The organism is Bradyrhizobium sp. (assembly GCF_049586575.1).
In the GTDB taxonomy this organism is placed as follows: domain Bacteria; phylum Pseudomonadota; class Alphaproteobacteria; order Rhizobiales; family Xanthobacteraceae; genus Bradyrhizobium.
Window position 1 is genome coordinate 1 of sequence record NZ_JBAVCF010000167.1, and the last position, 14,749, is coordinate 14,749.

The following is a 14,749-nucleotide window of genomic DNA, read 5'->3' on the forward strand; positions in this document are numbered from 1 at the left end:
GTTGTTCACCATGCACCGCGCCAATATCACCCGGTTGCTCGCGGGCACCGAAGGCAAGATCGGGCAGAAGTAACGAACTATTTCCGCGACGAAGGTGTGCTCCCTCGCCCGTTGGGAGAGGGTTGGGGTGAGGGGGTTACGGTCTATCGTAAGAGCGCGCCCCTCACCCGGATCGCTATGCGATCCGACCTCTCCCCATGAGACCCCATGGGAGAGGTGAAACACGTCACCTCAACGCCCGCTCGATGAAGCGGGCCGCCGCGATCGCCTTGACGTCAGCACCATAGTCGGTGATCGCCTGCACGCCGACCGGCAAGCCGCCATCGGCAACGTAAGCCGGCACATTGACGCAAGGCGTGCCCAAGAGCGTCCATAGCTGGTTGAAGCGGGGATCGCCGGTCGAATCCAATCCCTTTGGCGGCACGCCCGGCGCCGACAGCGCGAGCAACACATCGACATCTTTCAATATCTCACTCAACGCCGCGCGGGCCTTCGCCGCAACGACACGCGCCGCCTCATAATCGGCCGCCGTGTAGTGGCGGCTGTCATCGAGCCGCTTGCGCAACAGCGGCGGCACGGCATCGTAATTCTCGCCATACTCCCAGGCGAACGCCTGATGCGCCTCGAACTGCTGCACCACGTTGTGAATGCGCCAGGCTTCCGCGACGATGTCGGGCATTTTCAATTCGCGGACCGAAGCACCCGCCTTCGCCGCGGCGCGGGCTGCATGCTGCAGGGCTTCCGCGCCGCCGGTTTCAGTGGGACCGGCAAAATCCTGCGTCACCACGCCGACGCGCGGCGATTTCATCTCCGGCGCGTTCAATTCGCTGCGCCCGGTGATCGCCGCCAGTGCAATGGCAACATCCTCGACACCGGCCGCAAACAGACCGACCGTATCGAGCGTCCAGGAAAAGCATTTGACGCCGACCGGTGGCAACAGCCGGTAGGACGGCTTGATCGCGGCCACTCCGCAGAACGACGCCGGGCGGATCACCGAGCCGCCGGTTTGGGTGCCGACCGCGAGCGGAATCATACCGGCGCCGACCGCTGCGGCTGAACCCGACGACGAGCCTCCGGGCGTATGGCCGTGGTTGCGCGGATTGAGCGTCGGTGTCGGATCGTTCGCGGCGAATGCCGTGGTCGTCGTCTTGCCGACGATGGTAGCGCCGGCACGCTTGAGCGCCATCACGACCGGCGCGTCGGCGCGCGGCTGGTTGCCACGATAGATCGCGGCGCCCATTTCGGTCGGCATGTCCGCGGTGTCGATGATGTCCTTGATCCCGACCGCAATGCCGCGCAGCGGGCCTTTGGATTGCGCCTTCGGATTTTTCGCTCTGACGACAAAGGCCTTGATCGTCCCCTCCTGGGCATCGATCGCGGCGAGCGATTCCGCCAATGCGCCTTCGGGGGTCAGAGCGCCCTGTTCGATGCGGCGCAGTTGGTCGGCTAGCGAGATCATTGGCGTTTCCCTTGTCATACCCGCGTCAGGCCGGGCAGCCACGTTTTCTGTTTCAGACGTAGCAAGACGCGGATGGCCGGGACAAGGGGCGGCCTGACGATGGCTGGGTTGCGAGGGCCATCCCATCCCCCTTCCCCACGTGCTCAGGTTGATCCATTCTGGGCAGAATGGACACACGGGCACCCCACACAACTGAACTCACCGATGCCGAGCGCATCGACTGGCTACGGCTGATCCGCTCCGACAATGTCGGACCCCGGACTTTTCGCTCGCTGATCCGTCACTTCGGCAGCGCGCGGGCTGCATTGGAGCGCCTGCCCGATCTTGCGCGTCGCGGCGGCGCCTCAAAGCCGCAGCGTATATACAGCGAACCGGATGCGCGCACTGAGCTGGAAGCCTGCGCCAAGCTCGGCGTCCGCCTGATCGCAACAGGCGAAGCCGGCTATCCGCCGCGGCTTTCGGAACTTGATGACGCCCCGCCTTTGCTCGGCGTGCGCGGCACGGTCGACGTCTTGATGCGGCCGATGATTGCGATCGTCGGTTCGCGTAATGCTTCCGGCGCCGGGCTGAAGTTTGCAGCCGTGCTGGCGCGCGATCTCAGCGACGCCGGCTTTGTGATCGCCTCCGGCCTCGCGCGCGGTATCGACCAGGCTGCGCATCGCGCTTCCATCGAGGGCGGCACGGTGGCCGTGCTCGCCGGCGGTCACGACAAGATCTATCCGCCCGAACATACGGATTTGCTGCACGCGATCCTCAGCCATGGCGGCGCGATCTCCGAAATGCCGCTCGGGTACGTCGCACGTGCCCACGATTTTCCGCGCCGCAACCGGCTGGTCTCGGGCGCCTCGCTTGGCGTGATCGTGGTCGAGGCCGCCTTGCGTTCGGGCTCGCTGATCACCGCTCGGCTTGCCAACGAGCAGGGCCGCGAAGTTTTTGCGGTGCCGGGTTCGCCGCTCGATCCCCGCGCCGCCGGAACCAACGGCCTGATCAAACAGGGCGCAACCCTGATTACCGAAGCATCCGACGTGATCCAGGCAGTCGAGCCGATCATGGGCCGGCCGATAGCGCTCCGCGAGGAGGACGACGAGCCGCTCGCGCCTGACCCCGCGGCCACCGATCGCGCCGGGATCGTCAATCTGTTGGGACCGGCGCCGATCCTGCTCGACGATCTCATCCGCATGTCGGGTGCCTCGCCCGCCGTGGTTCGCACCGTGTTGCTCGAGCTTGAGTTGGCGGGTCGTCTGGAGCGGCATGGCGGCGGATTGGTGTCGCTGATCTAGCCAGCCGACGGCAAAGCGGCCGAGGTCATGAACGGACCGCGTCGTCCGGAGACCAATAAGGGTGGCCGCTTTGCCCTCCGAAAATACAATTTGAAGTTGGTATTTTACAACTTACAGGACGTTTTCGGGATGCCGAAAATGGCACCTTCAACTCCTGTCTATTTGACAGCGACGCCCTCACCACCCATGTTCGCTTCGAAACGGCCGACGCGAGTCCCGCGGAACCGGCCTTTATTTTTTCCCTAAGCCATTGGAATGACATGAATATCGTCATTGTGGAGTCGCCAGCCAAGGCGAAGACGATCAACAAATATCTGGGCTCCTCTTATGAGGTGCTGGCGTCTTTCGGCCATGTCCGGGACCTCCCCGCCAAGAACGGATCGGTCGATCCGGACGCCAACTTCCAGATGATCTGGGAGGTCGACCCCAAGGCGGCTGGCCGGCTGAACGACATCGCCAAGGCGCTCAAGGGCGCCGACAAGCTCATTCTCGCCACCGACCCCGATCGCGAGGGCGAAGCGATCTCCTGGCACGTGCTCGAAGTGCTGAAGGAAAAGCGCGCGCTGAAAGATCAGTCGATCGAGCGCGTGGTGTTCAACGCCATCACCAAGCAGGCGATCCTGGAAGCGATGAAGCATCCACGCCAGATCGATGGCGCGCTGGTCGATGCCTATATGGCGCGCCGCGCTCTCGACTATCTGGTCGGCTTCACGCTCTCCCCGGTGCTCTGGCGCAAACTGCCGGGCGCGCGCTCTGCCGGGCGGGTGCAATCGGTGGCGTTGCGGCTCGTCTGCGACCGCGAACTCGAAATCGAGAAATTCGTCGCCCGCGAATACTGGTCGCTGGTTGCAACGCTCGCAACCGCGCGCGGCGACACTTTCGAGGCGCGTCTTGTCGGCGCTGACGGCAAGAAGATCCAGCGCCTCGATATCGGCACCGGCAAGGAAGCCGAAGATTTCAAGAAGGCGCTCGAAACCGCCAGCTTTGTCGTCACGTCAGTCGAGGCCAAGCCGGCGCGGCGCAATCCGCAGGCCCCGTTCACCACCTCGACGCTGCAACAGGAAGCGAGCCGCAAGCTCGGCTTTGCGCCCGCGCACACGATGCGGATCGCACAGCGGCTCTATGAAGGCATCGATATCGGCGGCGAGACCACGGGTCTCATTACCTATATGCGAACCGACGGCGTGCAGATTGACGGCTCCGCGATCACGCAGGCGCGCAAGGTAATTGGCGAGGATTACGGCAACGCCTATGTGCCGGAGGCGCCGCGTCAGTACCAGGCCAAGGCCAAGAACGCGCAGGAGGCCCACGAAGCGATCCGCCCGACCGACCTGTCGCGGCGGCCAGCCGACATGCGCCGAAGGCTCGATCCGGAACAGGCCAAGCTCTATGAACTGATCTGGACCCGCACCATCGCAAGCCAGATGGAATCGGCAGAACTCGAACGCACCACCGTCGATATCACGGCCAAGGCCGGTTCGCGCCAGCTCGAGCTTCGCGCTACCGGCCAGGTCATCAAATTCGACGGCTTCCTCGCGCTTTATCAGGAAGGCCGCGACGACGACGGTGACGATGAGGACAGCCGCCGCCTCCCCGCCATGAGCCAGGGCGAGGCGCTGAAGAAAAACGAGCTGGCCGTCACCCAGCATTTCACCGAGCCGCCGCCGCGCTTTTCGGAAGCTTCGCTCGTCAAGCGCATGGAAGAACTCGGGATCGGCCGTCCCTCGACCTATGCCTCGATCCTTCAGGTGCTGAAAGACCGCGGTTATGTCCGGCTCGAGAAAAAGCGATTGCATGGCGAAGACAAGGGCCGCGTCGTGGTCGCGTTCCTGGAAAACTTCTTCGCTCGCTATGTCGAATATGATTTCACGGCCGGACTCGAAGAACAGCTCGATCGCGTCTCCAATAACGAGATCTCCTGGCAAGATGTGCTGAAGGATTTCTGGCGCGGCTTCATCGGCGCGGTCAACGACATCAAGGATCTGCGCGTCTCCGAGGTGCTGGACGCCCTCGACGACATGCTGGGTCCGCATATCTACCCCGCCCGCACCGATGGCGGCGATGTCAGGCAGTGCCCGACCTGCGGCACCGGCAAGCTCAACCTCAAGGCCGGAAAGTTCGGCGCCTTTGTCGGCTGCACGAATTATCCGGAATGCCGCTACACCCGGCCGCTCGCCGCTGACAGCGAAGCCAGCGCAGACCGCATTCTCGGCAAGGATCCCGAGACCGATCGCGATGTCGTCGTGAAGGCCGGACGGTTCGGTCCCTACATCCAACTCGGCGAACAGAAGGATTATGCCGAGGGCGAAAAGCCAAAGCGTGCCGGCATTCCGAAAAACATCTCGCCTGCCGACGTCGAGCTTGAACTTGCGCTGAAGCTGTTGTCGCTGCCGCGCGAGATCGGAATACATCCCGAAACCGGTCAGCCGATCACGGCCGGACTTGGCCGCTTCGGTCCCTTCGTGCGTCACGAGAAGACCTATGCCAGCCTTGAGTCGGGCGACGAGGTCTTTGACATCGGTCTCAATCGCGCGGTCACGCTGATCGCGGAAAAGGTCGCCAAGGGCCCAAGCGGCCGCCGCTTCGGCGCCGATCCAGGCAAGCCGCTGGGCGATCATCCCTCGCTTGGCGCGGTGGCTGTCAAGAATGGCCGTTACGGCGCCTACGTCACCGCAGGCGGCATCAACGCGACCATTCCGAGCGACAAGACGCCGGACACCATTACATTGCCCGAAGCGATCATCCTTCTCGACGAGCGTGCCGCCAAGGGCGGCGGTTCGAAGCGCGGCGGCGCCAGGAAGGCCAAAGCCGCCAAGCCGGCCAAGGCTGAAGCTAAGGCTGGGGCGGACGCCGCAGCCACCAAGCCCGCCAAGAAGGCTGTCGTGAAGAAATCGGCCGCCAAGCCGAAATCGGAAGCGACTTCGAAGGCACGCGCGCCGGTGACCGCCAAAACCTCGGCGTCCAAGGCTGCCAAACCCGCTGCCAAGAAGAGCGCCGGCAAAGCAAGTGGATAAGGCAAACGGATAGAGTGGCACGGCAACGCGACAGCGGCTTTCCGCCGACAGAGACAATCGTCGCTTTCATTCGCGCGAATCCAGGCAAGATCGGCACTCGCGAGATTGCGCGCGAGTTCGGTCTCAAAAACGCCGACCGCGCCGTGCTCAAGCAATTGCTGCGCGAGTTGGCCGACGAAGGCATTATCAAGAAGCGCGGCAAAGAGGTCAGCGAGCCAAAAACCCTGCCCGCCACGCTTCTGGCCGATATCACCGCCCGCGACAGCGACGGCGAGTTACTGGCTACCCCGGCCGAATGGGACGAGGTGGAAAGCAGCGAACCGCCGAAAATCCGCATCCATATCCCGCGTCGGCCACAACCCGGCACCGCGGCCGGCGTCGGCGACCGCGCGTTGTTGCGGGTCGAGAAACTCGACGAGCGCGCCCGTGACGGCATCGCCTACCGCGGACGGATCATCAAGGTCATCGATCACGCCAGAACGCGGGTCCTCGGCATCTTTCGCAAGAATCCCGACGGCGGCGGACGTCTGATCCCGGTCGACAAGAAGAGCGCCGGCCGTGAACTGAACATCGCCAAGACCGACACGCATGATGCCGAGGACGGCGATCTCGTCAGCGTCGATCTGGTGCGCTCGCGGGGTTTCGGCCTTGCGTCGGGCAAGGTCAAGGAGCGGCTCGGCTCGCTCTCGACCGAAAAGGCCATCAGCCTGATTGCGATCCACGCCCACGACATTCCGCAGGTCTTCTCAAGAGATGCGTTGCGCGAGGCCGAAGAGGCCCAGCCTGCGACGCTGAAGGGTCGCGAGGACTGGCGCGACGTCCCGCTCGTCACCATCGACCCGCCGGATGCGAAGGACCACGACGACGCGGTTCACGCCGAAGAAGATTCCGATCCGAACAACAAAGGCGGCTTCATCGCCAATGTCGCGATCGCCGACGTCGCGTTCTATGTGCGGCCCGGCTCGGCGCTCGACCGCGATGCGCTCATGCGCGGCAATTCCGTCTACTTCCCGGACCGCGTGGTGCCGATGTTGCCCGAGCGCATCTCCAACGATCTGTGTTCGCTGGTGCCGGGCGAGCCGCGCGGCGCGCTCGCGGTGCGGATGGTGATCGGCCCGGACGGCCGCAAGCGCTCGCATACGTTCCATCGGATCCTGATGCGCTCGGCCGCCAAATTGAGTTACGCGCAGGCGCAAGCCGCCATCGACGGCCATCCTGACGACACCACGGGGCCGCTGCTTAATCCAATCCTCAAACCGCTTTATGCGGCTTATGCATGCGTCAAGCGTGCCCGCGACGAGCGCGACCCGCTCGACCTTGATATTCCCGAGCGCAAGATTCTCTTGAAGGCTGATGGTACCGTCGATCGCGTCGTCGTGCCGGAGCGCCTCGATGCGCACAAATTGATCGAAGAGTTCATGATTTTGGCCAACGTCGCCGCGGCCGAAATGCTGGAGAAGAAATTGCTCCCGCTGATCTACCGCGTGCACGACGAGCCGACGCTGGAAAAAGTCCACGCGTTGCAGGAGTTTTTGAAAACCCTCGACATGCCCTTTGCGAAAGCCGGCGCCTTGCGGCCGACCGTGTTCAACCGTGTGCTGACGCAGGTGAAAGGCCACGATGCCGAGCAACTGGTGAACGAAGTGGTGCTGCGCTCGCAGGCCCAGGCCGAATATTCCTCGGAGAATTACGGCCATTTCGGCCTCAATCTGCGTCGGTACGCCCACTTCACCTCGCCGATCCGCCGCTATGCCGATCTGGTCGTGCATCGCGCCTTGATCCGGGCGCTGGGTCTGGGCGAAGGCGCGCTGCCCGAGACCGAAACCTCGGAAGCCCTTAGCGAAGTCGCCGCCCAAATCTCCGTCACCGAGCGCCGCGCCATGAAGGCCGAGCGCGAGACCGCCGATCGGCTGATCGCGCATTTTCTCGCCGACCGTATCGGCGCCACGTTCCAGGGACGTATCTCCGGCGTGACGCGCGCAGGCCTGTTCGTGAAACTGGCCGATACCGGCGCTGACGGGTTGATCCCGATCCGCACCCTCGGCACCGAATACTTCAACTACGACGAGACGCGCCATGCGTTGGTCGGCTCACGCAGTGGTGCCATGCACAGGCTTGGTGACGTCGTCGACGTTCGTCTGGTAGAAGCTGCACCAGTCGCCGGCGCACTGCGGTTCGAATTGCTATCGGAAGGTCGGGTCCCGCCGCGCGGACGCAGGCGCGAGCCTGCACGAGGCGCCTTCAAAACGAAGGCCAAATCCCAGCCGGGACGCAGCCCGCGCAAGAAGGATCGCAAGCCTGGCAAGGCGCGATCCGGCAAGTCAAAGAAAGGCAAGTCATGGAAAACGTGAGCACGCGCCCTATCGTCTGGACCCGGGAAACCGGAGCGACTGAAAAGCGCGACGTCTGGACCGCCTTGAAACGCGGCTTCCGTGGCCGTTGCCCCCGCTGCGGCGAAGGCAAGCTGTTTCGTGCCTTTCTGAAGGTCGATAACGCCTGCTCGGTTTGCGGACTGGATTTTACCCCGCACCGCGCTGACGACCTCCCGGCCTATCTCGTCATCGTCATCGTCGGCCATATCGTAGTGCCATTGGCGCTAATGATCGAAACCAATTATTCGCCACCGGTCGCGCTTCAACTGGCGATCTATCTGCCGCTGACCTTCGCCGCTTCACTCCTGTTGCTGCAACCGGTCAAGGGTGCGGTGGTCGGCGTGCAGTGGGCGTTGCGGATGCATGGATTTGACGAAAATAACCCGGAGCCATAGACCGCTTCCCCTGACCAGGAAGAAACGGGGCCTTGGGACGCGATGAGCGAGACCGGAAATACCACCGAGAAAGAAGCCGATCACCACCCCTATCGCCGCCCCGTCGATGCCGCCACCCTGATATTGGTCGATCGCTCGGGCGCGACGCCGAAAGTGCTGGTGGGCAGACGCCACGACAAGGTGGTGTTCATGCCCGGTAAATTCGTCTTCCCCGGCGGTCGTGTCGATACCGCCGACGGCCGGGTGCCGGTGGCAGCCCCTATTCCGAAGGCACTGGAAGCCAACCTCTTGCTGGGCAGTCCCAGGATCACCGCAGGCCGCGCCCGCTCACTGGCTGTCGCCGCTATCCGCGAAGCCTGCGAGGAGACCGGCCTTTGCCTGGGGCGCGCGAGCCATGGCAAGGCGCCGGCGTTATCGGGCGCGTGGAAGCCATTCGCCGATGCCGGCCTGTTGCCCGACCCTTCCGGCCTTTTCCTGATTGCGCGTGCGATCACCCCGCCGGGCCGTGTCAGGCGTTTCGACACCCGCTTTTTCACGGCCGACGCCTCGGCCATCGCGCATCGCGTCGACGGCGTCATCCACGCCGATGCCGAGCTGGTCGAACTGGTCTGGGTCGAGCTCGGATCAAAGCCGCTCGCCGATCTGCACGCGATGACTCGAAATGTGCTGAACGAACTCGACAGGCGTCTGGCGACCGGCGCGCTCCGCCACGACGCCGACGTGCCGTTTTACCATTTCTATGGCGGCAAGATGCGTCGGGACGTTTTGCAGCCGTAGCCGGTTGGGTTATTTTCCAATGCGCCCGTAAAACGCAAAAATTTTCTTGGCCAAGCGTCATGTCTTTGCGCCCCGGCATCCCTATTTTTAAGGGGAAGCACCAGATACGGACATGGGACAATGGCACAACGGCAACTCAAGCTCGGCGCGTTCATGCGGCCGGTCTCTATCCACACCGGCGCGTGGCGCTACCCTGGGGCCTGGCCTGATGCCAATTTCAATTTTGCCCACATCAAGCAACTGATCCGGAAGCTAGAGGCCGGCAAATTCGACGCCTTCTTCATGGCCGATCATCTGGCCGTGCTCAACATGCCGGTCAATGCGCTCAAGCGCAGCCACACCGTCACCTCTTTCGAGCCGTTCACGCTGCTGTCGGCTTTATCCGCCGTCACCGAACATATCGGGCTGATCGCAACGGGCTCGACGACCTTCGACGAGCCCTACCACATTGCCCGCCGCTTTGCCTCGCTCGATCATTTGAGCGGCGGCCGCGCGGGCTGGAACATCGTAACGACATCGAATCCGGACGCCGCGCTGAATTTCGGGCTCGAAGAGCACATGGAACACGCCGAGCGCTACAAGCGCGCGCGTGAATTCTACGATGTGGTCACGGGCCTGTGGGATTCCTTCGCCGACGATGCCTTTGTCAGGGATGTCGAACGCGGGCTCTATTTTGATCCGGCAAAAATGCATGTGCTCAGCCACAAGGGAAAATACTTCTCAGTGCGCGGCCCGCTCAATATCGGTCGCCCGGTGCAGGGCTGGCCGGTCATCGTCCAGGCCGGCGCATCCGACGACGGCAGGCAGTTGGCGGCCGAAACGGCGGAGGCCGTCTTCACCGGCGGCGGCAGCCTCAGTGACGGGCAAAAGCTCTACGCCGATATCAAGGGCCGAATGGAAAAGATCGGCCGCAACCCCGCGCACCTGAAAATCCTGCCCGGCGCCTTTGTCGTGGTCGGCGACAGCCTCGACGAAGCCAAGGAAAAGCGTGCTCTGCTCGACAGCAAGGTGCATTACGACAGCGCGATCGCCTCGCTCTCGGTGATCCTCGGGACCGATGCGTCCGGTTTCGATCCCGACGGCCAGTTGCCGCCGATCCCGGAAACCAATGCGAGCAAGAGCGGGCGTCAGCGGATCGTCGATGTCGCCGCGCGCGACAAGCTTACCGTGCGACAGCTCGCCCAGCGCGTCGGCGGTTATGGTGGGCTGTCGTTTGTCGGCACGCCCCAACTCATTGCGGACCAGATGGAAGAGTGGCTGACGAGTTTCGGCTGCGATGGCTTCAACATCATGTTCCCGTTCCTGCCGGCTGGCCTTGATGACTTCGTGGACAAGGTGGTCCCGGAACTCCAGAGGCGCGGGATTTTCCGGTGGGAATATGAGGGACGGACCCTGCGTGAAAATCTCGGCCTGCCGCGGCCGAAAAACCGCTTCTTTGAGAGGTAGCGCGCATTCGCAAAAGTGGAGTCCGGTTTTGCGACTGGAATGCGCGCGAAAAGCAGGATTCGACCGGATTTCGGCAGGTTTTCGCCGTAAAACCTTGACTTTGGGTGGTTTGAAGCTAGGTTGCGCCGCAAATGCGGGCCGATTGGCCGGCTTTTCGAAATCCCCTAATTGAGGTCCCGAACATGGCCAAGGCGGTCACCATCAAGGTCAAGCTCGTTTCTTCGGCTGACACCGGTTTCTACTACGTCGCCAAGAAGAACTCGCGCACCATGACCGACAAGCTCGTGAAGAAGAAGTACGATCCGGTCGCGCGCAAGCACGTCGAGTTCAAGGAATCCAAGATCAAGTAAGTTTCGCGCAAGCGACAGACGACGACGGGCCCTTGCGGGCCCGTTCTTTATTTTCTGATTCAGACTTTCAGCGAGCGCTGTTCTACGCGGCGTCAGCCACCACACGGTTGCGACCGTCGTGCTTGGCGCGATAAAGCGCATTGTCGGCGCGTTTGAGCACGTCGGCGACCGACTCTCCCTTTCGCTCCAGGGTCGAGAGCCCAATCGAGATTGTGACCTCGATGCGCTTTTCGCCCTTGTTGACGGCGAAGGGCTCGCCGGCGATCGAGCGGCGCAGGCGCTCAGCCACCATACCGGCAACATGCAAATCGGTTTCCGGCATCACGATCACGAACTCTTCGCCGCCATAGCGGCAGGCGAGGTCGATACCGCGGATGGATTTGCGCACGCGCACCGCGAATTCACGCAGCACGTCGTCACCGGCGTCGTGGCCGTAATTGTCGTTGATCGATTTGAAGAAATCGATGTCGAGCATCATCACTGCCAGCGGCTTGCCGCGGCTCGAGGCCTGCTCAGCCAGCGTCGCCAGATGGCTTTCCATGTATCGGCGATTGTGCAGGCCGGTCAACGCATCGGTTATCGCGGCCTCGATCGAGTTCTGCACGTTGTCGCGCAGATGATCCGTATAGCGGCGTTTGCGGATCTGGGTGCGGGCGCGCGCCAGTAGTTCGTTCTTGTCGACCGGGCGCAACAGATAGTCGTTGACCCCGATCTCAAGCCCTCTGAGCAGTCGCGTATTGCTGTCGGCCTCCGCGATCGCGAGGATTGGCACGTGGCGGGTCCGCTCCAGCGAGCGCGCCTGGCTGCAAAGCCGCAAGCCGTCGAAATTATCGAGGCCGAGCGACACGATCAGAAGGTCGTAATCGCCTTCGGCCGCATGAAACAGCGCCTCAGTCGGATTTGATTCGACGTCGACCGTGTGTTCGGTGCTCAACACCGGCGCCAACCGCTCATAGGACGACGGGCGATCGTCGACCAGAAGGATGCGGCCGCCCTTGCCGGTGTCGGACACCGCGCTGCGCTCCGGCGCCTGCACGCCGATTTCGAGCGAGGTAATGGCGCGCATCCGCAGTTCGTCGGTCATCATCTTGAGCCGGGTGAGCGAGCGCACCCGCGCGATCAGGACCACGTCGGAGACCGGTTTGGTCAGGAAATCATCGGCGCCGGCCTCCAGGCCGCGCACGCGGTCGGCCGGGCTATCCAGCGCCGTCACCATGACGACCGGAATGAAATGGGTGATGGGATTCGACTTCAGCCGGCGACAGACCTCGAAGCCATCCATGTCCGGCATCATGACGTCGAGCAGGATGATGTCGCATTCGGCGCGCGCGCAAACCGCCAGTGCCTCCGCGCCGTTCGATGCGGTGAGCACATCGAAATATTCGGCGGACAATCGTGCTTCCAACAGTTTGACGTTTGCGGGAACGTCGTCGACTACAAGAATACGCGCGGACATCTCACTCTCCTATCCGATAAACCGTCGGACGGTCTCGATAAACTTGCCGACCGAGATCGGCTTGGAAAGATACGCTTCGCACCCGCCTTCGCGAATACGCTCTTCGTCGCCCTTCATCGCGAACGCGGTGACCGCGACGACCGGGATGGAACGCAGTTCCGGATCGTCCTTGATCCACCGCGTGACTTCGAGACCCGAAACCTGCGGAAGTTGAATGTCCATCAGGATCAGATCGGGACGAAGTTTGCGCACGAGATCGAGCGCCTCGAAACCGTTGCTGGTGCCGGAAGTCTGATAGCCATGCGCTTCCAGCAGATCGCGAAAGAGCTTCATATTGAGCTCGTTGTCCTCCACGATCAGGACGGTCTTTGCCATCCCGCCCCTCCACTCCCGGCGACGCAGACCATGAGGGCAAAGCCCCCAACACCGCTCGGCCTGTTAAAAAGTGAAATCAAACTAGCGCCAGATTCGCTCTAACCGGTTAAGCCGAAGCGCCACTTCCAACACGTGGTTGCCGGTTGCTTGAACACATTCGGCAGACTCGGGCATGATCGTTCAGAAAATAGAGACCATAAGTTACGGAAAGGCAAATAGGCCCCTTGAGAAAACCCACACGGAACCCTAGGGAAGTCGCTGAAATCGTTGCGGTTCAGGCGCTTTCTTTTGTCGCTGGAGATCCTGAGCGGCTGGGCGCGTTCCTGGCTGAAAGCGGAATCGGGCCGGACACCCTGCGCGGCGCCGCCGCCGATCCCCGATTCCTGGCGCATGTGCTCGATTTCGTCATGAGCGATGACGCAACCGTGAAGGCGTTTGCTGAGGTCTCCAAGCTTCATCCGACCAACATTGCCGCCGCGCACCAGGCGTTGAACGATCCTGGTTTGGAGCGCGATGTGCCGTGAAATCTCCTTCGTCAGCCGTTGACGATGGACCGGCCTGCTTCTGCCGGGACTGCCTCCACGACCTGGACGTCACTTCCAAGCGATGCGCCGTGTGCGGTTCGCCGCGACTGGTGCGTCACCGCGCGCTTGCTTCGCTGACCTTTGCCCACATCGATTGCGACGCTTTCTATGCTACCGTCGAGAAGCGCGACAATCCGGAGCTCGCCGACAAGCCCGTGATCATCGGCGGCGGCAAGCGCGGCGTGGTGTCGGCCGCCTGCTACATCTCGCGCACCTTCGGTGTCCGCTCGGCGATGCCGATGTTCAAGGCCCTAGCGCTGTGCCCTTCCGCCGTCGTGGTCCGGCCCGACATGGCCAAATACGTTCGGGTTAGCCGCGAGGTACGCCGCGCGATGCAGGCCCTGACGCCGCTGGTCGAGCCGTTGTCGATCGACGAAGCGTTTCTCGATCTCAGCGGAACGCAGCGCGTTCACGGCATGATTCCCGCCAAGGTGCTGGCGCGCTTTGCGCAAACGATCGAACGCGACGTCGGCGTCACCGTTTCGGTGGGGCTCTCCTGCAACAAGTTCCTTGCCAAGATCGCCTCCGATCTCGACAAGCCACGCGGCTTTGCCGCGCTCGATCAGGAAGAAGCGCACACGATGCTGGCGGACAAGCCGGTCAACTTTATCTTTGGCGTGGGACCGGCCACTCAGGAGCGCCTGATCCAGCGCGGCTATCGCCTCATCGCCGACCTGCAACGCGCCGACGAAACCGAATTGATGAAGCAGTTCGGCGGCGAAGGACAGCGGCTATGGCGGCTGGCCCGCGGCATCGACGATCGCCGCGTAGTAGCCGATCGCGGCGCCAAGACGATCTCCAGCGAGACCACGTTCGAGAACGACATCCGGGATTTCACGACGCTCGAAAAGATGCTGTGGCGACTGTCCGAGAAGGTCTCCGCGCGGCTCAAAAGCGGCGAACTCGCCGGATCGACCATCACGCTGAAATTGAAGACGGCCGATTTCCGGCAGCGGACCCGCTCGCAATCGATCCACGCCCCGACCCAGCTCGCGGCCAAGATTTTCGCGATCTCTCGCGAAATGCTGGCGAAGGAAATCGACGGCACCGCCTTTCGGCTGATGGGCACGGGCGTCAGCGCGCTTCGCTCCGGCGCCCATGCCCACGACACCGACATGCTCGATCGCCGCTCCGCGGATGCCGAGCGCGCCATCGACGGCCTGCGCAAGAAATTCGGCGAGGCCGCCGTGATCAGGGGTATTGCCTACGAGGGGCCGGAGAAGACGGAAGAGTAGCCCAGA

Annotated in this window: 12 protein-coding genes; 9 read left to right on the forward strand and 3 right to left on the reverse strand. The window is 62.8% G+C overall.

Going from position 1 to position 14,749, the window contains the following annotated elements; genetic code table 11:
* Positions 1-226: 226 nt before the first annotated feature.
* Entirely contained in the window at positions 227-1,459 is a 1,233-nt protein-coding gene (locus tag WB528_RS06215) for an amidase (RefSeq protein ID WP_423887548.1), read from the reverse strand.
* A 167-nt stretch (positions 1,460-1,626) separates the two neighbouring features.
* Here WB528_RS06215 and dprA point away from each other — a divergent pair, with 167 nt between their 5' ends.
* The 7 genes from dprA to rpmG all read left to right on the forward strand — a co-directional run bounded on the left by dprA (position 1,627) and on the right by rpmG (position 11,093).
* Positions 1,627-2,739 (forward strand): DNA-processing protein DprA, encoded by a 1,113-nt coding sequence (gene dprA / locus WB528_RS06220; protein ID WP_423887549.1) that lies wholly within the window; start codon positions 1,627-1,629, stop codon positions 2,737-2,739.
* 260 nt (positions 2,740-2,999) lie between these two features.
* Entirely contained in the window at positions 3,000-5,753 is a 2,754-nt protein-coding gene (topA, locus tag WB528_RS06225) for a type I DNA topoisomerase (RefSeq protein WP_423887550.1), read from the forward strand.
* Positions 5,754-5,767: 14 nt separating this feature from the next.
* Complete coding sequence (gene rnr, locus WB528_RS06230) at positions 5,768-8,104, forward strand: ribonuclease R (protein WP_423887551.1); 2,337 nt, start codon at positions 5,768-5,770, stop codon at positions 8,102-8,104.
* Positions 8,092-8,520: a DUF983 domain-containing protein gene (locus tag WB528_RS06235; protein ID WP_423887552.1), complete on the forward strand. Its 429-nt coding sequence runs from the start codon at positions 8,092-8,094 to the stop codon at positions 8,518-8,520. The genes rnr and WB528_RS06235 overlap by 13 nt, the downstream gene beginning before the upstream one ends.
* A gap of 42 nt (positions 8,521-8,562) precedes the next feature.
* Positions 8,563-9,297, forward strand: a complete 735-nt coding sequence (locus WB528_RS06240; protein ID WP_423887553.1) for an NUDIX hydrolase — start codon at positions 8,563-8,565, stop codon at positions 9,295-9,297.
* Between the two features lie 120 nt (positions 9,298-9,417).
* Entirely contained in the window at positions 9,418-10,743 is a 1,326-nt protein-coding gene (locus WB528_RS06245; RefSeq protein WP_423887554.1) for an LLM class flavin-dependent oxidoreductase, read from the forward strand.
* Positions 10,744-10,925: 182 nt separating this feature from the next.
* Complete coding sequence (gene rpmG / locus WB528_RS06250; RefSeq protein WP_159011529.1) at positions 10,926-11,093, forward strand: 50S ribosomal protein L33; 168 nt, start codon at positions 10,926-10,928, stop codon at positions 11,091-11,093.
* Between the two features lie 82 nt (positions 11,094-11,175).
* Here rpmG and WB528_RS06255 read toward each other — a convergent pair whose 3' ends face one another.
* Both WB528_RS06255 and WB528_RS06260 read right to left on the reverse strand, forming a co-directional pair.
* Entirely contained in the window at positions 11,176-12,549 is a 1,374-nt protein-coding gene (locus tag WB528_RS06255) for a PleD family two-component system response regulator (RefSeq protein WP_423887555.1), read from the reverse strand.
* Positions 12,550-12,558: 9 nt separating this feature from the next.
* Positions 12,559-12,924 carry a response regulator gene (locus WB528_RS06260; protein ID WP_215606327.1) on the reverse strand — a complete coding sequence of 122 codons (366 nt, stop codon included), beginning with the start codon at positions 12,922-12,924 and terminating at the stop codon, positions 12,559-12,561.
* A gap of 224 nt (positions 12,925-13,148) precedes the next feature.
* Between WB528_RS06260 and WB528_RS06265 the strand changes: the two genes are divergently transcribed.
* Positions 13,149-13,448 (forward strand): DUF3572 domain-containing protein, encoded by a 300-nt coding sequence (locus WB528_RS06265; RefSeq protein WP_423887556.1) that lies wholly within the window; start codon positions 13,149-13,151, stop codon positions 13,446-13,448.
* The gene (locus WB528_RS06270; RefSeq protein WP_423887557.1) at positions 13,445-14,743 is read left to right on the forward strand and encodes a DNA polymerase IV; all 1,299 of its coding nucleotides are present in this window, start codon (positions 13,445-13,447) and stop codon (positions 14,741-14,743) included. The genes WB528_RS06265 and WB528_RS06270 overlap by 4 nt, the downstream gene beginning before the upstream one ends.
* Positions 14,744-14,749 lie beyond the last annotated feature (6 nt).

What these genes read in the sequence shown, in the direction of transcription:
- dprA (WP_423887549.1), top strand. Translation starts at nt 1,627, where the DNA reads ATGGACACACGGGCACCCCACACAACTGAACTCACCGATGCCGAGCGC.
- WB528_RS06255 (WP_423887555.1), bottom strand. Translation starts at nt 12,549, where the DNA reads ATGTCCGCGCGTATTCTTGTAGTCGACGACGTTCCCGCAAACGTCAAA.
- rpmG (WP_159011529.1), top strand. Translation starts at nt 10,926, where the DNA reads ATGGCCAAGGCGGTCACCATCAAGGTCAAGCTCGTTTCTTCGGCTGAC.
- WB528_RS06240 (WP_423887553.1), top strand. Translation starts at nt 8,563, where the DNA reads ATGAGCGAGACCGGAAATACCACCGAGAAAGAAGCCGATCACCACCCC.
- WB528_RS06215 (WP_423887548.1), bottom strand. Translation starts at nt 1,459, where the DNA reads ATGATCTCGCTAGCCGACCAACTGCGCCGCATCGAACAGGGCGCTCTG.
- topA (WP_423887550.1), top strand. Translation starts at nt 3,000, where the DNA reads ATGAATATCGTCATTGTGGAGTCGCCAGCCAAGGCGAAGACGATCAAC.
- WB528_RS06260 (WP_215606327.1), bottom strand. Translation starts at nt 12,924, where the DNA reads ATGGCAAAGACCGTCCTGATCGTGGAGGACAACGAGCTCAATATGAAG.
- WB528_RS06245 (WP_423887554.1), top strand. Translation starts at nt 9,418, where the DNA reads ATGGCACAACGGCAACTCAAGCTCGGCGCGTTCATGCGGCCGGTCTCT.
- WB528_RS06235 (WP_423887552.1), top strand. Translation starts at nt 8,092, where the DNA reads ATGGAAAACGTGAGCACGCGCCCTATCGTCTGGACCCGGGAAACCGGA.